We start from the raw sequence: 19,952 nt of genomic DNA on the forward strand, positions 1-19,952 counted from the left end.
ACGCTCATGGCTACTGCAGAAACACAGCAACTCGATGAAATCATCGTCAGCAGCCGTCGCAGGCTGCTGACTCTCGGTGGAACAGCCCTTGCGGGTCTGGCGGTCGCAGGCGCAACGAAGGCCTTTGCACAATCAACCGTGACCGACGCCGACATCCTCAACTTCGCCCTCAACCTGGAATACCTGGAAGCGCAGTTCTACTCTTACGCGACCACCGGTGCCGGCATCGATGCAAATGGCGGCGTGATCACCAGCGGCTCGGGAACAGCAGGCGGAACTGTCACCATCAAGTCCAACGCGAAGGTTCCCTTCACTAACCCAACCATCATGTCGTATGCAATGGAAGTCGCGGCCGAAGAAGCCAAGCACGTCAAGTTTCTTCAGACGGCGCTGGGTTCGGCTTCTGTAGCGATGCCCAACATCGACCTGATGAACAGCTTCAACGGCTTGGCATCGTATGCTGGACTCGGATCGAGCTTCGATCCCTTCGCCAGCGATGTGAACTTCCTGCTCGGCTCGTTCATCTTCGAAGATGTGGGTGTAACGGCTTACCAGGGAGCTGCTCCGCTGCTCATGAATGCCACCTACCTCGATGCGGCAGCAGGCATCATGGCGACGGAGGCGTACCACGCAGGCATGATTCGTACAACGCTGTACGGACTGGACGCAGCGACCCCGTCAGCAGGCATCAACAAAACCGCGAGCGCGATCGCCGCTGCTCGCGCAAAACTCGACGGAACCGGCAACGACGACATCGGACTGGGCACGGTCAACGTGACCCTGAACGGCGCAGCATCGGGCATGGCCTCCACACTCGTCGATGCAGACAGCAACAGCATGACCTTCTCCCGTTCGACGACGCAGGTGCTTGCGATCGTATATGCGGGTGGAACTGGCAAGGGTGGTTTCTATCCTGCTGGAATGAACGGCACTATCAAGTAGTAACGGCAAATCCATGGAAGGCCCATCCTCGGCCAGAGGATGGGCCTATTTTTATTCCATAGCCGCCAATTGCGACATCATGCCCCCGCAGTTCAAGCAACACGCTGCAAAAGGCGCCGCGCCTTTATTCGTCGTGATGTTTCTTCTTCTTTCCGCCACCGGAGCTTTCTCCACCAGTGCCGCTGCTGCCATTTCCAGTATCGGAGACAGGACTTGCCAGGGCGGAAATCACCGAGCTGCCGATCGGCGAGCCGAGGCCCGTGCACGCGTCCCATCCGGGGCCTGCGGAGAAGGATCCATTACTGCCTTGCGTAATGTCGTGAAAGGCCTTGGTGTTGGCATAGAGCGTGGGGTTTACAAAGCCCGCGGCTTTACCGTTCTGTTGATTCGCGAGCGCGATCAGCGCAGCCCAAAGCGGTGCAACCGCACTGGTGCCGCCGACTACTTCCGATTGTCCATCGACATAGATGTTGTAACCAGTGGTCGGTGAAGCATCGCCGGCAACATCAGGAACACCACGGCCTCCGGAGCTTGAAGACGCCGCGGGAACCCCGATGTTCTGCTGCCAGCTGGGCAAATCAAACGACACGCTGACTCCGCCGCCGGTTGCGCCACCCTGGGCGCCATCGTTCCAGACGGTTTCGCTGGAAATCCTGCTGCCGCTGCCTTCGAGCTTGGTGCCGCCGCAGGCAAGCACGTGCGGGCTCGATGCGGGAAAGTCGACATTGTTTCCGCTGCCGCCATCGCTCGATCCGCTGTCTCCTGCGGCAACTGTGATCGTGACTCCAAGAGCACCCGCAGACTGGCAGGCATTATCGATGGCCGTGAGAGAAGACTGCGACCACGAAGACTCCGGGCCGCCCCAGCTGATGGAGATGACGGACGGATTGTTCGCCGTGTCATGCACCGCGGTGGTGATGGCATCGAGAAAGCCCGCGTCGGTGTTAGTGGTGAAGTAGACCGCGATCTTCGCGCCGGGAGCGATCGAGCCTGCGACCTGAATATCCAGCGCGACTTCGCCGTCGGCTCCATCGGGATTCGAAGGCGTATTCGTGCCGCCATCGACTGAGACGGAGACAACCGTCGGCGCGGTGATGCCGAGCCCTGAGAAGTATTTTGAAATATCGCTCGAGTTATAGCCACCGCCTAACTCGATGATGCCTATGGTCTGCCCCGAACCATTCACACTGGTCGGAAAATCATAGAGCGCCGCAACCTGCGGAGGATTGAAGCTTGTAGTTCCCGCGGCGTGCGGAGCGATCTGGCCGCGCCTCCGAATATGCGGCTTCGCGATCGGTCGCGCATCGAGGCCGAGCACCGCTTCAATGCGAACCGCATGTTCTTCGGGAACACTAATCTCGCCCGTGAACCCATGGAAGGTCTTGCCGTCACGTTCGAAGCAGCGCAACTTCACTCCAAAGGCTTCGCTCATTGCCTGTGCGGTCCCGCGCATCACCATGGTGCGGCGCGCAAGGCTGGAGGCATTTTCATCGACCGAGAGATTATGCTGGTGCGCGAACTGGCGCAGCGCTTCAAAGTCAGCCGGATCGGCTGCGTAATTCTCAAGGAACTCTTCGTGAGAGAGATGGCGGCCACCCAGGGCCTTCAGATCGAGAGGCTTCTTGCGTCGCACGATGACGGAAACAGAAATGATCTGCTGCGGAGCAAATTCGCCGGTGTCGGCTGCATTGGCTGGAGCTTTTATAAGGCTGCGAGGGAGAACGACGCGCTTTCCGGAAGGGTTGATCATGAACAGGTATCCTCGTGGTTTCTAGGATGCAGCCGGGCGGCTGCCGCTAAAAAGCTTGTCAGTCGCTCGCGAGAATAGCACTGCTCGAAGTATTTTGGGCAACAGGAAAGAGAATGCGCGAAAAATCTTCCGCGAAAGGGGCTGCTGCGCGAGTCTGAACTAGAAGACTTCGCGGTGAAAGAGGTCGTCCTTCTCTTCACACGGTGAGCAGACACAGCTGACTGCACAACCGATCAGCACCGCAATGCCGACTGTCACCAGAACTGCCGGCAAATAATTGCTCAGCTTTTCCAGGTGATACAGCACATCGTGCATTCTGGTGAACCACATATAAGGAGTACCGCTCCAATGACTAAGACTGCTGAAACCCGCATAAGGTTTACTGCATCGCGCTAATCAGGGGGATGGATTCATCATCTCACCCGTTTCCTCGAACGGGAAGCTTTCTTTATTGCTAAAGGTGACTTCCGTTTTAGTTTTGCTTTCATTTTCTGTTGACATTAGGGCCTGAAATAGCCGGTTCGCCAATCTTGAATAAAAGCGAAAATAAGGCGAAAATAGAGCGTGGTCACGAATTCCCAGTCCGGAGTCGGCCAGCCCCTCATTCGCTGGCTCTTCCTTGACCTCAACTCCTACTTCGCGTCCGTCGAGCAAGAGCTTCGTCCGGAACTGCGGAACCGTCCCGTCGCCGTCGTTCCGGTCATGGCCGATACCACCTGCGCTATCGCCGCCAGCTATGAAGCAAAGGCCTTTGGCGTCCGCACCGGCACCCAGGTAGGTGAAGCCAAGCGCATGTGCCCCGGACTCGTGCTGGTGGAAGCGCGCCACGAGCTTTACGTCGAGTACCACAACCGCATCATCGAAGCCGTGGAAAAATGCGTTCCCATATCTGCTGTTATGTCTATCGACGAAATGGCGGCAAGCTTGATGGGTCGCGAGCAGCCGCTGATGACCGCCCTGAAGCTGGCTCGCGAGGTAAAGGAGTCGATCCGCACTCACGCGGGCTCGACGCTGCGCTGCTCGGTCGGTCTTGCTCCGAACCGCTATCTTGCAAAGATCGCTTCTGATATGGAAAAGCCGGACGGCCTGATTGCGTTGACGCCGGATATTCTTCACGCCTCCCTGAGCCGCCTGGAGCTGCGCGATCTGCCCGGTGTCGGTGCGCGCATGGAGAAGCGCCTGCACTCGGCGGGCATCCGCACCATGCCGGAGTTACTCGCTCTCGACCGTGCGCGGATGAATGATGCGTGGGGCGGCATCGGCGGCGAAAAGCTCTGGCACTGGCTGCGTGGCGAAGACTTCAACGATCCCCAGCTCGAGCATCAGAAATCGATCAGCCAGAGCCACGTGCTTTCTCCCGAATTGCGTACGCCCGACGGCAGCTACGCGGTCGCGCACAAGCTGCTTCATAAGGCTGCCATGCGCCTGCGCGCGGCGAAGCTCTGGACGACACATATCTCGGTCACTATCAAGTTTGTCGTGCCGAAGAACGAAGCAAATAAGCGGCATTTATCAGGCATTCCGCAAGCAGCATGGTCGCAGGGGATGAGCGTCATCGAATGCCAGGACAGCCAGACGCTGGTCGAAGCATTCACGAAGCTCTGGAACATGCGTCCCAAGGGATCGGATTATCAGAAGCCGTTCTACGTCGGTGTCTGGCTGGGGAATCTGGTGCCCGACCAGCTTCACACCCTCAGCCTTTTCTCTTCGCTCGAAACGGAAACGCGGCGCACGCGGCTTTCGTCCACGATGGACACGCTCAACCAGAAGTACGGCCTCAATACGCTGATGCCTGCCAGCATGCTGCTGGCGAAGGCGGCAGCTCCGACCCGCATTGCCTTCACAAATATCCCCGACCTTTTCTGAATCCGGCCTTCGCCTCGGCATAATGGACGCAGCGTGTTTCCTCTTGCTCTCAAGCACAATCGCAGCCGAAGCTATCGTGGCCGGCTGGCTCCGTCGCCGACCGGCCTATTGCACATGGGCCATGCGCGAACCTTTCTAACGGCCTACGCCCGTGCGCGTGACGCCCACGGCGTACTGGTGTTGCGTAACGAGGATCTCGACCAGCAGCGGGCAAAGCCGGAATTCGTCCACGCGATGATCGAGGACCTGGAGTGGCTCGGCATTCGCTGGCAGGAGGGTGAAGGACTCGGCGGACGCTATCGCCCCTACACGCAAAGCAAGAGACATGACTTCTATCGCGCCGCCTGGCAGCGCCTGCGCGATGATGGGTTCATCTATGCCTGCAAGTGTTCGCGCAAGGAGCTGGCGCGGGCTGCGAGCGCTCCGCACGAGAGTGAGGAAGAGGAGCCTATCTATCCGGGAACCTGCCGCCCTCTGCCCGTTCTGCGTGTGATTCCGGGCGCGGACACGCCACGCGAGATTACGAAACCTGAGGGCGTGAACTGGCGCTTCCAGGTGCCGCACAATGAACCGGTCGAGTTCGTCGATCGCCACTTCGGACGCCAGCGTTTTGTCGCGGGACGCGACTTCGGCGACTTCCTTGTATGGCGCAAAGATAACGTTCCCTCGTACCAGCTGGCCTGCGTGGTCGACGATGCTGCGATGGAGATTACTGAGGTCGTCCGCGGTGCGGACCTGTTGATGTCGACCGCCCGGCAAATCCTGCTCTATCGAGCACTTGGGCTGGAACAACCGGCGTTCTATCACTGCCCACTAGTGACCGACGCGACCGGCCAACGCCTCGCGAAACGGCACGATGCCCTTTCGATTCGCAGCCTGCGCGAGAGCGGACGGCAGCTCGGCGACCTGCAGTTGATGCTGAACGGACTGCCTCCCGAACTTGCGCTCTGATCCAAAGGCAAGCCGAAAGCTCTCGCCTGCCGACCCAAAGCCGTGGTATGCTCGGCACAACCCAACAGAATGCGCATTCACATGGCCAACCCGGAGCCCTGCTTCAGCCGCAAGTGCTGGAACGGTGCCTTCGTTCGCGCCATTGCCCCGCGCAAGCATCTGCGCGTGCTGCCTACCCGCACGCGACCTAGCCTCTTCGGCAGCGACTAGTCACCGCTGTCCGCCGATGCCTCGCCTGCCCTCAGGGCGGCGATACCCCCAACGCATCCGGTGCAAGAAGAAGACTCTCTCAAAAGCCATTATTCCCGCCGAAGCATCGGTGAAGACCCAGGCCCCAGTCCATGAAGGAGAGAACCATGAGCACGTCTACTACGAATTCAGAAATCTACGCGCAGTACGGACCGAAGATTAACGGACCGCTGCCCGGCCCCAATGCCAAGCGCATTGTCGAAGGCGACGACCGCCTGATTTCGCCCAGCTACACGCGCTCTTATCCCATGGTGGCAAAGCGTGGACGCGGCACCCGCGTGGAAGACGTAGATGGCAACGAATTCCTCGACTTTGCTTCGGGCATCGCAGTCGTGTCGACAGGCCATTGTCATCCCGAGGTCGTCAAGGCGATCCAGGACCAGGCTGCGGAGCTGATCCACATGTCGGGCACTGATTTCTACTACGAGTCATTGGTGACTATCTCCGAGCGGCTCTCCGCAATCGCCCCTATGCCCGGACCGCACCGCTTCTACTATGGCAACTCCGGCGCAGAGGCCGTTGAGTGCGCATTGAAGATCGCCCGTTACCACACCGGCCGCCAGAATGTGATCGCCTTCTTCGGCGCCTTCCACGGACGCACCATGGGCGCGCTGTCGCTGACCGCTTCAAAGCCCCAACAGCGCCGCCGCTTCGCGCCGCTCGTCCCCGGCGTCACGCACGTGCGCTATCCCTATGCCTATCGCGGATGCGGCGAGAGCCCCGAAGAGCAGGATGCCTTCGCGCTCGAGTGCGCGCGCTACATCGAAGACAGGCTCTTCAAGACCACACTGCCTCCCGAGGAAGTAGCTGCCATCTTCATCGAGCCGATCCAGGGCGAGGGCGGATACGTAGTCGCTCCCACCATCTTCATGCAGGAGCTGCGCCGCATCTGCGACAAGTACGGCATTCTTCTGGTTGCCGACGAAGTGCAGTCGGGCGCGGGCCGCACCGGCAAGTGGTGGGCTATCGAACACACCGGAGTTGAGCCGGACATCGTCTGCATGGCCAAGGGCATTGCATCGGGCATGCCGCTCGGCGTCTGCATGACGCGCGCCGAGATCATGGACTGGAAACCGGGTTCACATGCCTCGACCTTCGGCGGCAATCCTGTCGCGATCGCCGCAGCGCTTGCGACCTTGGACATCCTCGAACGCGAGGGCATTGCCAATGCAGAAAAGGTCGGCGGAGCAATGCTGGACCGCCTGAAGAGCTGGATACCGAAGTATTCGATCGTCGGCGATGTACGCGGACGCGGCCTGATGATCGGCATCGAGATCGTACGCGATCAGCAGTCGAAGGCAGCTGCCGGCGACTGGCGCGACCGCATCGTGGAGCTGGCCTTCGAACGCGGCCTGCTGATTCTTGGCTGCGGCGAAACCTCCATCCGCCTCGCTCCTCCGCTCGTGTTGAACGAGCATGAGGCGAACATCGCACTCGACATCTTCGAGGAGTGCATCGCGATCGTCGAGCAGGAACATGCTGCCGCGAAGACAGGCGAAGCTGTAGCGGTCTAACAGTCGATACGCAGAGCTGGCATAAAAGATATTTTGTGCGAGATCTGCGAGCGTCAAACATGCGCAGTTCATGTCAGCGAACGCTTTGTTATACGCGCTTTGTATCAGGGCCCGGCTTTAGCCGGGCCTTTTTATTGTCGGGAAGATGGGGCTTCAGCCCTGTCGCAGTGGCTAAAGCCACGTTGGAGTCAGGATCGGCACGACTGAAGTCGTGCCCTGATACAAAACACTTCATTAAGAGAGCATCAGGATTTATACCCTAACGCCGCGCCTGATTGCGAAAGAACATTCCCGCGGCAAGAAACAGCGCAGAGATAGCGGCCGCGACCAGTCCACTTGCCAGCGCGTGATGGTGCAGGCTCAGCAAGGCATCGAGAAACCAGGCTCCCGCGCCCACGAACCAGATCCAGTTGAAGTTCTTTGCCACAGGTATTTGAGATGCGGCAGCAACCCGCAGGATGCTGCCGGGCCATTCTACCCGTCTAGTCGACTTTGAGGATCAGGCACTTCAAATACTCTGTCTCCGGAATCGTAATCACCACCGGGTGATCGGCCGCCGCGCCACGGCGTTCGAGCAGGCGCACCCGCCGTCCCGCGTCGCCGGCAGCAGCGGCGACGACATCGGAGAAATCCGCCAGTGAAACATGATGAGAGCAGGAGCAGGTCACGAGAATGCCGCCGGGGCGCAGCATCTTCATCGCCCGCAGGTTCATTTCCTTATAACCGCGCAACGCGCCTTCGACCGCCCGCTTCGATTTCGCAAATGCAGGGGGATCAAGCACGATGGTGTCGAATTCCCTGCCGGCTTCGCTCCAGTCGCGGAGCAGGTCGAATGCATTCGCCTCCACCCAATCCACTTCCGCGACGCCGAAGGCTTCGCGGTTGGCTTCCAGATTCCGCTCCGCGATCTCAAGCGCCGCGCGCGAAACATCGACGCCTGTGACCCGCGAGCAGGACTTCGCCATGTGCAGCGCGAAACCTCCCTGGTAGGTGCAGACATCCAGCGCTTCGCCGAAGGCGTAGCGGGCGGCTGCGGCATAGTTCTCCCGCTGATCGAGAAACGCGCCGGTCTTCTGCCCTGCACTCGCATCGTAGTGCAGCTTCAGGCCGTTGAGATGGAACGTAGTCGTGAGCAGCGGATCGGCCGCGTTCTTCGCATACAGCGGAGCGCCGTCGAGTGGCACGTCCAGCTCTTCGAGCTCACGAATACGCGCATCGGGACGCTCGACGATGGTTTCCGGATCGAGCTCCTGACGGATGATATCGACCACCAGCAGGCGCACCGCGTGGTTGTCGAGCGCGCGGCTCAGCAGTTGCAACAGCACGAGATCGCCGTATTTATCGATGATGATGCCCGGCAGGCCATCGGCTTCGCTGAAGACGAGCCTGCAGGAGTCCGTATCCTTCGCGGAAAAAATCTCTTTCCGCTCGCGGATCGCTGCGCGCAGCCGTTCTCGCAGCAGGTCGAGCCACTGCCGGTCGCTTTCGAGTGCTTCCGTTGAGACCATGCGCAGGGAAATCTCTGACGCTGGGCTGTAAAGAGCGGTTCCCAGCAGGATGCCCCTCTGGTCGACGACCGGCAGCAGCCCCTGCGGTTCGGAAATCTGCAGCACATCGGATTTGTAGACCCAGACGTGCCCGGCGCGAAGGCGGTCAGCCGCACGGCGCGAGATGACAGCAGCCGGGCCTTCGATCTGGATGGACGGAATGGCCTGCGGCCGCGGAGTTCCTGACGGCTTGCGACGCGGCGCAGCCTGTTTCTTACCGGTTTGCTTCTTTTCGTAAGGACTCATAACTACCTTGGTCATCTTCGCATAAACAGCCGATTAATCCTTAGAGGCGGAGGCGCATAGAAATCGTTTGAAAGCAGGGGCGCATTTAAATCTTTAAAAGCAGAAGCGCATATAATAAGACATGGCAACCGCGCAGAGCGCTCCGCTCACCCACGAGCGAGAACCGGAATTGTTTGCGGATAAATTCCGTGAACTGCTGGACACCGTGCGGGCCAATCGCCCCAGCGACGACCTGGAAATCATTCGTAAAGCATGGGATTTCTGCCTCGAACACCATCGCGGGCAGCTGCGCGCCTCGGGCGAACCCTATGTTTTACACCCTCTTGAAGTTGCGCTGGTCCTGTCTGAAATGAAGCTGGATTCGACGGCCATTGCAGCAGGCCTGCTTCACGACGCCGTCGAAGACACCCCGGTCACCACCGCCGACATCACCGCCAAATTTGGCGAACAGGTCGCGCACATCGTCGAGGGCGTGACCAAGATCGACAAAATCCAGTTCGCGAATCGCGAAGACCGCCAGGCGGAAAATGTCCGCAAGATGCTGCTGGCCATGGTCTCGGACGTTCGTGTGGTCATCATCAAGCTGGCCGACCGTCTGCACAACATGCGGACGCTCCAGCACCTTGCGCCGGAAAAACAGCAGAACATCGCCCGCGAAACCCTGGATATTTACGCGCCGCTCGCCCACCGCCTGGGCATGGGCAAAGTGCGCGGCGAGCTTGAGGACCTGGCCTTCCGCTACGTCGACCCGTTCACCTACGAGCAGGTTCACGAAGCCGTGGAAGAGCGCCGTACCGAGGGCGAAGAGTTTCTCTCCGGCGTAGAAGCGCTGCTGCAGGAGAAACTCGAAGAGAACAACATCAAGGCGCGCGTCGAATGGCGCATCAAGCGCCTGTACAGCATCAATCAGAAGCTGCAGAAGTCGAAGATCTCCGTCGACCAGGTCTATGATCTGCTGGCTCTGCGTGTGATCACCAGCAGCGTGCAGGACTGTTACGCCGTCTTCGGCCTGATTCACAGCATCTGGCGGCCGGTTCCGGGCCGCATCAAGGACTTCATCGCCATGCCCCGCCCCAACCTCTACCAATCGCTGCACACGACAGTGATGGGCGAGGCCGGGCATCAGTTCGAGGTACAGATCCGCACCGAGGAGATGCACCGCATCGCCGAGGAAGGCATCGCTGCGCACTGGAAATACAAGGCCGGCGGCTCGCCCATCAGCGCCCGCGATGAGCAGCGTCTGGCATGGGTTCGCCAGCTGGTCGAGTGGCAGCGGGAGATGACCGATCCCAACGAATTCCTCTCGACTCTGAAGATCGATCTCTATCCCGAAGAGGTTTACACCTTCACACCTAAGGGCAAGGTGGTCGTACTTCCGGCAGATGCCAGCCCGCTCGACTTCGCCTACTCCATTCACACCGAGGTCGGTAACAGCTGTGTCGGCGCCAAGGTCAACGGGCGCATGGTTCCGCTGCGCTCGAAGCTGCGCAATGGCGACATCGTCGAAGTCGTCACGCAGAATGGCCACACCCCCAGCCGCGACTGGCTGAGCTTCGTAAAGAGCTCGCGCGCCCGCAACAAGATCAAGCATTGGCTCAATGAGCACCAGCGTGAACGCGCCATTGAAATCGGCCGCAAACTGCTGGAGCGCGAGGCCCGTAAATACAAAGTCAGCCTCTCCAAATTCAACGAGTCCGACTTCGAGCGCATCGCTACCGAATACTCGCTGGCAACGCCGAATGACCTGATGGCGTCCATCGGATTCGGCAAATACTCCGCGCGGCAGGTGCTCAACCGCATTAGCCCTGGAGCCATTGGACAGCCCGCTCCTGCGCCTGAGCACGAGCCGCACACCGATCCCGGCTCGGAAGCCGTCAAGCGCGTTTCTGCGGCCTCGAGCGGCGCCGATTCCCTGCAGGTCGAGGGACAGAACGAGCTGCTCGTCTACCGCGCGCGCTGTTGTAACCCGATTCGCGGCGAAGAGATTATCGGCTACGTCACGCGTGGCAAAGGCGTCGCCGTTCACGCGCGTAGCTGTTCAAATGTGCAGAACCTGCTCTATGAGTCTGACCGCCGCATCTCTGTGGAGTGGGCGCGTCCCGCGGACGAAGCCGTGGGACGCAAGCAGACCTACCCGGTCAAGCTCACCGTCTTCTGCGATGACCGTACCGGCATGCTGAAGGAACTTACCGCCATCATCAGTGACGAGGACACCAACATCCGCACGGTCGACTCCCGCCCCGGCCCCAACGATGATGCCATCGTCGAATTCGTCGTCGAAACACAGGACGTCCGCCACCTCACCCGCCTCGTCCAGGGCATGCGCCGGGTACCAGGTGTCCGTGAAGTACAACGCTCCCAAAAACTCTGAGTGACTGGCCGTCACGGGCGTTCGCGCTTCGCGCCTTCCTTGCCTAAAGAGTGCTGGCCCTCCCTTTGGTCGGGATCGATAGCCCTCTTTGTCATTCCGAACACCGCATCTTGTTGTCATTTCGAGCCCTGCTTTCTGGGGGATGTCGGCGGAGTGGAACTGCGAATTCCTGCGCTTCGTTAGGAATGACAGACACCCGGCTTCCTTTGCGGCTTCTCTTTGCGAACCTTGGCGCTCTTTCGGTGAAAAAAGCGCGCCCTCAGGAAAGACAACAAAACAGGATTTGCCAGCCCGCCCCTCTTCCCAGCAAAATCAGACCATGAAGACAGCCATTTCGACCTCCAAGGCTCCCGCTGCGATCGGCCCCTACTCGCAGGCGATCAAGATCGGCGATTTCGTCTACACCTCCGGGCAGATCGCCCTCGATCCTGCAAACGGACAGATCGTTCCCGGCAGCGTGGCGGAACAAACGGTACGCGTGTTCGAAAACCTGAAGGCGGTGCTCGAAGAGGCTGGGGCCAGCCTGGGAAGCGTTGTAAAGACGCTCGTCTTTTTGAAGGACATGAACGATTTCGCCGCGATGAATGCGGTTTACGGAAAGTATCTGGCTCCCGAAGGCGCGATTCCCCCCGCCCGTTCGACGGTTGAAGTTGCAAGGCTGCCCAAGGATGCGCTGGTTGAAATCGAAGTGATCGCCCGGGTGTAACAACTGGGCTCCGAATTCATCTAACAAATGAAAGGTGGATGTATGACGGAAACGAAGACAACTGCCCCGGTAGAGAAGGTTCACAAGACAGACGAAGAGTGGAGGGCGCAGCTGACGCCCGAGCAGTATTACATCACCCGCCAGAAAGGTACGGAGCCGGCGTTTTCCGGCGCCCTGTACAAGAACCACGAAAACGGCGTGTACCATTGCGTGGCCTGCAATGCCCCGCTCTTCACCTCAGACACGAAGTACGAGTCCGGCAGCGGATGGCCCAGCTTCTGGACGCCGGTTTCGGATCATGCGGTGGAAGAACACGAAGATAACAGCCACGGGATGCGGAGGATTGAAGCCACCTGCGCAAAATGCGGTGCCCACCTTGGCCACATCTTTCCCGATGGACCCAAACCGAGCGGTCTGCGCTACTGCATCAATTCCGCTTCGCTGAACTTTGAGAAGGCGGAACAAGGGGAGAAGGCAAAATAAAAAGCGGGACGCGTGAGCGTCCCGCTTTTCGGTTTTAGGCCGGAAGTTAGGCCTTTACGACTTTGCCACTCTTGATGCAGCTGGTGCAGACGCGCAGCTTGCGGTTGCCGCCCTCGACCTTGGCCTTGACCGGGCGGAGGTTGACACTCCAGCGACGGCGGGTGGTGTTGTGCGCGTGCGAGATATTGTTACCGAACTGCGGACCTTTGCCGCAAACCTGACAGACCTGTGCCATACGAAACTCCAAAACCTGTAGTTGTTCGTTCAAACCGGCCCGCTATCTCATCGTCGCTTGCGGCACGCGGCCGGCGAACAGAGCGGACGGGCAGACAGGACATAGGTCCACCCTTGGTGACGAATACTCAGTGTAACCTAAGAGAGCGCGGCCTTCAACGCCATTCCATGAATTTCGGTTTTTTGGTGCGGAATCAATTGACCTCGGGGCGCAGGCCCGATAAACTTATCTAGTTTGGCGATTCTGCCGATCGCTCTGCAGTGTCCGTGGCGCCGACAAGGCGCAGAAGACAGATACGGACCCGGCTGCATGGGAGCGACGTGACTCCGCCCAGCCCAGGATTAAGTTTTTCGCGTTCCCTATGAACGCTGGAGGAAGTATGTACGCGGTTATCCGTACCGGTGGTAAGCAATATCGTGTCGCCCCGGGCGACGTAGTCAAGGTTGAGACGGTCGCTGCCGGCGAAAACGGCGCGGTCGAGTTTGCCGACGTTCTGGCCTTCTCAGGCGAGAACGGCATCACCCAGCCGGAATCGGCCAAGGTGGTCGGCACGGTTCTGAACGAGGGACGCGCTCCCAAGATCCTGGTCTTCCACTACAAGCGGAAGAAGCAGTACAAGAAGATGCAGGGTCACCGTCAGGACTACTCCCAGGTTCGGATCGATTCGATCCAGGTCGATGGGAACACCTACAGCGCAGCCAAGTAGGCGCGTGGATTTCGATTAAAGGATTGAATCATGGCACATAAAAAAGGTCTTGGAAGTTCAAAAAACGGCCGCGACTCTAACGCGCAGCGACTCGGCGTCAAGGCATTCGGCGGCCAGCTCGTCACCGGCGGCTCCATCATCGTTCGTCAGCGTGGAACACCGCTCAAGCCGGGCCTGAACGTCGGCCGCGGCAGCGACGACACCCTCTTCGCGAAGGTCGACGGCTACGTCAAGTTCATCGACCGTGGCCGCACCGGCCGCTTCGTCGCAGTCGAGCCCGTCGCAGCAGAGTAACCTCCCGCAGGCACTGAAAACACGAATAGCCCCGGCCAGGCCGGGGCTATTCTCATTTCAAAACGCCGATAAAAATGGCATTCCAAACAACTTGAGGACTCGGGAATCCGCACCTGCGCCGACGGCCCGGACGGCCAGTCCTCAGTTGTTGACGCTGATGGAGTTCTTGGTCAGGACTTTGTCGACTACGCCTTCCACATCCTGCAGGAAGAAGGCCTGCGACTGGCCCACCGCAACATGCGGCGTGCTGTGGCCAAGCGCTTTGGCGATTTCGTTCCAGCGGATCAGCGGCGAGGACACAGGCAATGTCTCGGCGCTCAAAGCCATCTCCGACTGGGGAGCCAGGAAGTATCCCGTCCAGATCAGGAAAGTAACGGTGGTGGCGGCCTGAAGAATAAGGTTTTCTGTCGAGTAGATCGGGTGATGCTTGAGCAGCATGAGGACGGGAAGAATCATCTCCCAGATAGCCTGCACGCCAAAACCGAGGCCGATCCCGAAAAGCTGGCTGCGGAAGGAGTGCCCCAGGCTCTGGACAGTCAGCGCCAGGAACGCCAGCAGGCAAAGCTCCATGATGCTGATGCAGCGCATCAGCTCCACGGCAATAAACGGCAGCTTGAGTCCGCCGTTCAGCGCCGGAAGGGCGACGGCGCCGAGGGTGATCACGACCGAGGCCACACTGACCCACCGGAATGCCACCATTCCCAAACGGCTGAGATCGGGAACCGGCCGCATCAATTCGTGGAAGACTTCCTGTACGACAAAGAAGATCGCAACGGTGCAAAGAATGTAGGAAGACCAGTAGCCGTAAAAGTAAACCATCGTCTGCGTCCGCTCACTGATTGCCATATAACGATCGGCATTGAGCGTCAACAGCAGGGCGACACACGAAAAGAGCCGCAGCGACAGGTAGGTGATCATCGCTGGAAAGCGACGGGCGAGCCCCACACGCAACGCCGCCAACAGCGCCAGCAGGTTAAGTGCCGGCTCTGCAAAAGTAAGGCCTTGGAGTGTGAGGCTTGTCCAGTTCATTCGTTTACCTAAACAGAATAAGAATAGCCCGATTAGGGCGGCATCTCAATCACCGTTTAGAGCTTCCTTTACAACCTTCGTGCTACCGGATCAAAAAGGATCGCCTAGCGTCCCCGGATGTTGCAGGTCTGGGTGGGATCGCAGACCGGCATCGGGAGAGCTGCGGAGACAGCCTGACGGCTGACAGGAGCATGGTTCACCGGTACGGAGACCGAGTGGCTCAGGGCAACGGCGGCAATGGTGGCGGAAAAAACGGAGGACAGGATGGCGAACTTCGTCGCTGTTTTCATAGGAGTAAACCTCAGACTGGGGATTCGAAGCCTGGAAGCGGCTTCCTGACTACCTTCTAACGTGCCATGAGGTCAAACGTCTATGGTTTTTTATCAATATACAGAGTAATAATTACCATAGTGACCGGAGTAACATCATGCCAAAAATGTAACCCTTGCCGGCACAGATTCGAGCTTCGGAAAGCCGCACGGTTTCGGCCTTAAACGTGCTAAAATCAGGGAGAGATTAGAGAGCGGAAACCCTTTCACTTTCAAGCATTTCGTCCCGGCTGAACTATCCCGCAAGTTGACTCATTTTCAAGGGTTTCGCTCGACGGAGTTCCATGCCAGCTAAAGAGCTCGATACAACTGTTGCCTCCGCCGTCGCGGAGGTTGAAGCATCTTCCAGCACCACCAAGAACGGAAGCTATACCAGCGACAACATCAAGGTTCTCGAAGGCCTGGAAGCGGTCCGTCTGCGCCCTGCCATGTACATCGGTTCGACCGGTGAAATGGGCCTGCACCACCTGGTGTACGAGGTCGTCGACAATTCGGTCGACGAAGCCCTCGCTGGTTACGCGACCAGGATCGAAGTCACGATCCACGACGATAACTCCATCACTGTCACGGACGATGGCCGCGGTATCCCCGTCGATGAGAAAACCCTCGACAATGGCGAGAAGATGCCAGCCGTACAGGTCGTTCTGACCAAGCTGCACGCGGGCGGCAAGTTCGATTCCTCAACCTACAAGGTCTCGGGCGGCCTGCACGGAGTCGGTGTTTCCTGCGTGAACGCGTTGAGCGAGGCTTTCGACGTTGAGATCTGGCGCGATGGCCACACCTACGAACAGGACTACTCCAAGGGCATTCCTATTTCGGGACTGCGCCAGGCCGGTACGACCAAGCGCCGCGGAACCAAGGTTCACTTTCTGCCGGACAAGTCGATCTTCTCGGTAACCGAATACAACTACGACACGCTCGCCCAGCGTCTGCGAGAGCTCGCCTTCCTGAACAAGGGCCTCGAGATCTCACTGGCCGACGAGCGCGTGATCGACCAGAAGACCGGCGAGTACAAGAAGACTGACTTCAAGTACGCCGGCGGTATCGCCGAATTCATCAAGCACATCAACAAGGGCAAGCAGGTCCTGCACGAGAAGCCGATTGTCATGGAAGGCTTCCGCGACAATGTCGACATGGAGATCGCCCTCCAGTACAACGACAGCTACTCGGATACTGTCTTCTGCTTCGCCAACAACATCAACACGGCAGACGGCGGTACGCATCTCTCAGGCTTCAAAACGGCCCTCACGCGCACCATCAACGCCGCGGGCCAGCAGCTTGGGCTTTTCAAGGATGTAAAGGAGAACCTTTCCGGCGACGACGTCCGTGAAGGCCTTGTTGCCGTCATCAGCGTCAAGCTGCCGCAGCCGCAGTTCGAGGGCCAGACCAAGGGCAAGCTCAACTCGGACATTGCCGGCATCGTGCAGGCGATGGTCAACGAAAAGCTCGGCATGTTCCTCGAGCAGAATCCCCAGGTCGCCAAGCGCGTCATTAACAAGGCGATTGAAGCAGCCCGCGCCCGCGAAGCAGCCCGCAAGGCTCGTGATCTTACGCGCCGCAAGGGTGCGCTCGACGGTGGCGGACTGCCGGGCAAGCTTGCCGACTGCAGCGAACGCCAGCCTGACCGCTGCGAACTCTACCTGGTCGAGGGTGAGTCCGCAGGTGGCACCGCCAAGCAGGGCCGCGATCGCCGCTTCCAGGCCATCCTGCCCCTCAAGGGTAAGATTCTCAACGTCGAAAAAGCCCGCTACGACAAGATGCTGGGCCACGAAGAAATCCGTGCCATGATCACCGCGCTCGGCGCAGGCATCGGCAAGGACGACTTCGACCCGGCGAAGCTGCGTTACGGCAAGATCATCCTGATGACGGATGCAGACGTCGACGGATCCCATATCCGGACTCTCCTTCTGACGTTCTTCTTCCGTCACATGAACGAGCTCATCAAGCGCGGACACGTCTACATCGCTCAGCCGCCGCTCTATCGCATCAAGAAGGGCAAGTTCGAGCAGTACATCAAGGACGACCGAGAGTTCGTGAAGGTGATGGTGAAGCGCGCCGCCGAAGGCATGGTTATCGGCTACGGCAACGAGGGCAAGAAGCTCGAAGGCGCTGCCTTGACCAAGTTCATGGGGCAGCTCAACGAGTACATCGGCTTCTTCGACAAGGTGAACAAGCGCCTGCGCAATGAAGAGATCACCGGCCTGCTGACGAAGCACGAGCTGGCGCGCCGCAGCGACTTCGAAGGCGACGCGGCGACGGCTCCAGCCAAGCTGGTAGCCCTGCACGATGATCTCGAAAAGATCCACAAGAAGTACCAGTTCAAGGGCCTGACGCAGCCGGCTTTCGACGAAGAGCACCAGACCTGGTCGCTCCACTTCACCGATGCACAGGGTGCTGTTCGCCACATCGACTGGACCCTGGCCTCATCGCCGGAATATCGCCAGCTGATGACCAAGTACGCGCAGATCAAGGAGCATCTCGAGCCGCCGTTTGTGATTGAATACGCGACCAAGGGTGCGACCGCAGCCGCTGCTGAAGCTGAAGAAGGCGAAGGCGAGGCAACAGTCGAAACCAAGTCTGCGCCGAAGAAGTCTGCACGCGTGGCGCAGGATCCGGTTGAGAAGCAGACAGCGCAGGAGCTGTTCGAGTATGTCATCGAACAGGGCCGCCGCGACTACCAGGTACAGCGCTACAAAGGTCTGGGCGAAATGACCTCGACGCAGCTGTGGGATACGACGATGGATCCAGATCGCCGCACCCTGCTCTCGGTCAAGCTCGAAGACATTGCGGAAACCGAAACTATCTTCACCACGCTGATGGGCGAAGACGTGGAGTCCCGCCGCAAGTTCATCGAAGAGAACGCGCTCGACGTAAAGAACCTCGACATCTAGCTCGTCCTTTCACGACCCGCACGGCCCGGACACTTGTCCGGGCCGTGCGCCGTTTGCAGACAGGTGCATGGCAAATCTATCTCTCTTCACCGACGACCGTATCGTGCGCCTGCACGATGCGCTGCTTGTTGAATATGGACCGCCTCCGGTGCGCGAGCCATGGCCGCCGCTGCGCCAGTTTGTCTACTCCATGCTGTCATCGCGTACAAAAACAGAAGTGTCCCACGAAGTGCTTTACGCGCTGGAGCGGTACTTCGGCACGTGGGAGAAGGTACGGGACGCGTCCTACGAAGAAGTCCTGCGAATTGTAACCCCCGCAACCTTCCCCGAGGCCAAGGCCCGGGATCTGCAGAAGGCGCTGCGCCGCATCACGCGTCAGAATCATGGCCAGTTGAATCTAGATTTTCTGCATGGCCAGCCGGAATCACGCATTCGCAAGTGGCTGGAAAGCTTCGACGGAGTAGGGCCGAAGACCAGTGCCGCAGTGGTGAACTTCAGCACTATCCGTAACTCGGCGCTGGTGATCGACTCGCACCATCAACGCATTGCGGAGCGGCTGCACTTTGTAACCGAGGGGACTCCGGCCAAAGTCACGGAAGAGAAGTTAAGGGAAATGGCTCCGGCAGATTGGGGTCCGGAGATGCTCGACGACCATCACAGGCTTGTTAAGCTGCACGGACAACAACGCTGCACGAAGCTCGATTTCGAGCGCAACTGCGGGAAGTGTCCGCTGCTAGACATGTGTCCTACCGGTGAAAACATTATTTCTAGCCGTGGCATGCGAAGGAGCTAAAGGACTTTTCTCGCGACTTGCTACCGTGCGTCGTTAGTCTTCTGCAAGATGTTTCCAATATCGAGCTGGTTCCTCCAGTATTCCGCGAGTGATCTGATAGTGAGACGTTTCCTCAAGATTGATTTCGCGCAGAACACCCTCGTCGAAACTCACAATTTGAGCATCAGGATAAGTCATCAAGATCGGCGAATGCGTAGCAATCAGGAATCGCGAATTTCCTTCCGATACTAATCCGCGAATCATGGCAAGTAATGAAAGTTGTCGCTGTGGCGATAACGCGGACTCAGGCTCGTCCAGTAGAAAAAGACCTGCTTGGATACGATTTTGAAGAATCGCCAGGAAAGCTTCGCCGTGAGAACGAGTATGCAGGGAGCGGCCCCCGTAGAGTCGGTAAGGATCACCGAAGAAAAGAGGATCCTTTTTTCTCGTGTCCAGCAGAGAGGCAAAGTGCGCCGCGAACTCAGCCCGGAGAAAGAATCCATCGCGCGGCTGCCGGCGAAAAGATGGGCGTAGTACGTGAGACAGCGCGCTGTCCTGCTCAGGCGCATGACTACCTTGAAGTTCACTCCTGCTGCCACCTGAAACGGGCAGTTTGCTAAGAGCCGCGATGGCTTCCAGCAAAGTCGACTTGCCAGTCCCGTTCTCTCCGACGAAGAATGTCACCAGCTTGTGAAACATCAAATCAAGATTCGGAATAAAGGGAAGATCGAAAGGAAACTCTCTGGATGCAGGAAATCGCTCCTTCATCGCTTTCACTTCGAGCAGATATGGGACCGTCATTTCCATTTGTGCAGAATACGCCGGGCGAGCACAAAACTGTTTCCATCTGAAATTCCATAATCTTGCTTGGGGGAACTAGAAGATGATCCGCATTCTCGCGCCCAGCAGTGCGGTGCTACATGCCTTATCCGCGTGGGTGAGAGAGATAAACACCTCTACGCTCGTAGTCCGACGCAGCCGGCAGCAGCTTTTGACGACGCCTTTCGGGCAGCTTTTCTCTGACTCACCTGTACTTTGTTTTTCTGAAGACGCTGATACGACGGAGGCATT

General features: G+C 58.7%; 19 protein-coding genes. 11 read left to right on the forward strand and 8 right to left on the reverse strand.

The features are described from left to right. Positions 1 to 6 precede the first annotated feature (6 nt). Entirely contained in the window at positions 7 to 942 is a 936-nt protein-coding gene (locus LJD29_RS05320) for a ferritin-like domain-containing protein (protein ID WP_446744719.1), read from the forward strand. A gap of 124 nt (positions 943 to 1,066) precedes the next feature. On the opposite strand, the gene LJD29_RS05325 is transcribed toward LJD29_RS05320, so the two are convergent. Beyond that, on the reverse strand, positions 1,067 to 2,692 hold the full coding sequence (locus LJD29_RS05325; protein ID WP_446744720.1) for a S53 family peptidase: 1,626 nt from the start codon (positions 2,690 to 2,692) through the stop codon (positions 1,067 to 1,069). A gap of 159 nt (positions 2,693 to 2,851) precedes the next feature. After that, positions 2,852 to 3,022: a hypothetical protein gene (locus LJD29_RS05330; RefSeq protein ID WP_446744721.1), complete on the reverse strand. Its 171-nt coding sequence runs from the start codon at positions 3,020 to 3,022 to the stop codon at positions 2,852 to 2,854. Positions 3,023 to 3,256: 234 nt separating this feature from the next. Here LJD29_RS05330 and LJD29_RS05335 point away from each other — a divergent pair, with 234 nt between their 5' ends. The 3 genes from LJD29_RS05335 to LJD29_RS05345 all read left to right on the forward strand — a co-directional run bounded on the left by LJD29_RS05335 (position 3,257) and on the right by LJD29_RS05345 (position 7,272). Next, entirely contained in the window at positions 3,257 to 4,558 is a 1,302-nt protein-coding gene (locus LJD29_RS05335; protein ID WP_446744722.1) for a Y-family DNA polymerase, read from the forward strand. A gap of 33 nt (positions 4,559 to 4,591) precedes the next feature. Then, the gene (gene gluQRS, locus LJD29_RS05340) at positions 4,592 to 5,509 is read left to right on the forward strand and encodes a tRNA glutamyl-Q(34) synthetase GluQRS (protein ID WP_446744723.1); all 918 of its coding nucleotides are present in this window, start codon (positions 4,592 to 4,594) and stop codon (positions 5,507 to 5,509) included. A 356-nt stretch (positions 5,510 to 5,865) separates the two neighbouring features. After that, entirely contained in the window at positions 5,866 to 7,272 is a 1,407-nt protein-coding gene (locus tag LJD29_RS05345) for an acetyl ornithine aminotransferase family protein (protein WP_446744724.1), read from the forward strand. A gap of 259 nt (positions 7,273 to 7,531) precedes the next feature. On the opposite strand, the gene LJD29_RS05350 is transcribed toward LJD29_RS05345, so the two are convergent. Then, the gene (locus LJD29_RS05350) at positions 7,532 to 7,699 is read right to left on the reverse strand and encodes a hypothetical protein (protein WP_446744725.1); all 168 of its coding nucleotides are present in this window, start codon (positions 7,697 to 7,699) and stop codon (positions 7,532 to 7,534) included. A gap of 55 nt (positions 7,700 to 7,754) precedes the next feature. Next, on the reverse strand, positions 7,755 to 9,065 hold the full coding sequence (locus LJD29_RS05355) for a class I SAM-dependent rRNA methyltransferase (protein ID WP_446744726.1): 1,311 nt from the start codon (positions 9,063 to 9,065) through the stop codon (positions 7,755 to 7,757). 121 nt (positions 9,066 to 9,186) lie between these two features. Between LJD29_RS05355 and LJD29_RS05360 the strand changes: the two genes are divergently transcribed. The 3 genes from LJD29_RS05360 to msrB all read left to right on the forward strand — a co-directional run bounded on the left by LJD29_RS05360 (position 9,187) and on the right by msrB (position 12,625). Continuing rightward, entirely contained in the window at positions 9,187 to 11,436 is a 2,250-nt protein-coding gene (locus LJD29_RS05360) for a RelA/SpoT family protein (protein ID WP_446744727.1), read from the forward strand. A gap of 319 nt (positions 11,437 to 11,755) precedes the next feature. After that, entirely contained in the window at positions 11,756 to 12,142 is a 387-nt protein-coding gene (locus LJD29_RS05365) for a RidA family protein (protein WP_446744728.1), read from the forward strand. Between the two features lie 42 nt (positions 12,143 to 12,184). Beyond that, the gene (msrB, locus tag LJD29_RS05370) at positions 12,185 to 12,625 is read left to right on the forward strand and encodes a peptide-methionine (R)-S-oxide reductase MsrB (protein ID WP_446744729.1); all 441 of its coding nucleotides are present in this window, start codon (positions 12,185 to 12,187) and stop codon (positions 12,623 to 12,625) included. Positions 12,626 to 12,671: 46 nt separating this feature from the next. On the opposite strand, the gene rpmB is transcribed toward msrB, so the two are convergent. Continuing rightward, positions 12,672 to 12,860 (reverse strand): 50S ribosomal protein L28, encoded by a 189-nt coding sequence (gene rpmB, locus LJD29_RS05375; RefSeq protein WP_446744730.1) that lies wholly within the window; start codon positions 12,858 to 12,860, stop codon positions 12,672 to 12,674. Between the two features lie 379 nt (positions 12,861 to 13,239). Between rpmB and rplU the strand changes: the two genes are divergently transcribed. Next, positions 13,240 to 13,566: a 50S ribosomal protein L21 gene (gene rplU / locus LJD29_RS05380; protein WP_446744731.1), complete on the forward strand. Its 327-nt coding sequence runs from the start codon at positions 13,240 to 13,242 to the stop codon at positions 13,564 to 13,566. A 30-nt stretch (positions 13,567 to 13,596) separates the two neighbouring features. Then, positions 13,597 to 13,860: a 50S ribosomal protein L27 gene (gene rpmA, locus LJD29_RS05385; protein ID WP_446744732.1), complete on the forward strand. Its 264-nt coding sequence runs from the start codon at positions 13,597 to 13,599 to the stop codon at positions 13,858 to 13,860. 141 nt (positions 13,861 to 14,001) lie between these two features. On the opposite strand, the gene LJD29_RS05390 is transcribed toward rpmA, so the two are convergent. Beyond that, positions 14,002 to 14,889 (reverse strand): hypothetical protein, encoded by an 888-nt coding sequence (locus LJD29_RS05390; protein ID WP_446744733.1) that lies wholly within the window; start codon positions 14,887 to 14,889, stop codon positions 14,002 to 14,004. Positions 14,890 to 14,993: 104 nt separating this feature from the next. Continuing rightward, on the reverse strand, positions 14,994 to 15,179 hold the full coding sequence (locus LJD29_RS05395) for a hypothetical protein (RefSeq protein ID WP_446744734.1): 186 nt from the start codon (positions 15,177 to 15,179) through the stop codon (positions 14,994 to 14,996). 323 nt (positions 15,180 to 15,502) lie between these two features. Between LJD29_RS05395 and gyrB the strand changes: the two genes are divergently transcribed. Both gyrB and LJD29_RS05405 read left to right on the forward strand, forming a co-directional pair. After that, positions 15,503 to 18,109 carry a DNA topoisomerase (ATP-hydrolyzing) subunit B gene (gene gyrB, locus LJD29_RS05400; RefSeq protein ID WP_446744735.1) on the forward strand — a complete coding sequence of 869 codons (2,607 nt, stop codon included), beginning with the start codon at positions 15,503 to 15,505 and terminating at the stop codon, positions 18,107 to 18,109. Between the two features lie 67 nt (positions 18,110 to 18,176). Further along, entirely contained in the window at positions 18,177 to 18,902 is a 726-nt protein-coding gene (locus tag LJD29_RS05405; protein ID WP_446744736.1) for an endonuclease III domain-containing protein, read from the forward strand. Positions 18,903 to 18,935: 33 nt separating this feature from the next. On the opposite strand, the gene LJD29_RS05410 is transcribed toward LJD29_RS05405, so the two are convergent. Beyond that, positions 18,936 to 19,688, reverse strand: coding sequence for an AAA family ATPase (locus LJD29_RS05410; protein ID WP_446744737.1), 753 nt, complete (start codon positions 19,686 to 19,688; stop codon positions 18,936 to 18,938). Positions 19,689 to 19,952 lie beyond the last annotated feature (264 nt).

This window comes from Silvibacterium acidisoli (assembly GCA_022870745.1).
Taxonomy (GTDB): Bacteria; Acidobacteriota; Terriglobia; order Terriglobales; family Acidobacteriaceae; genus Silvibacterium.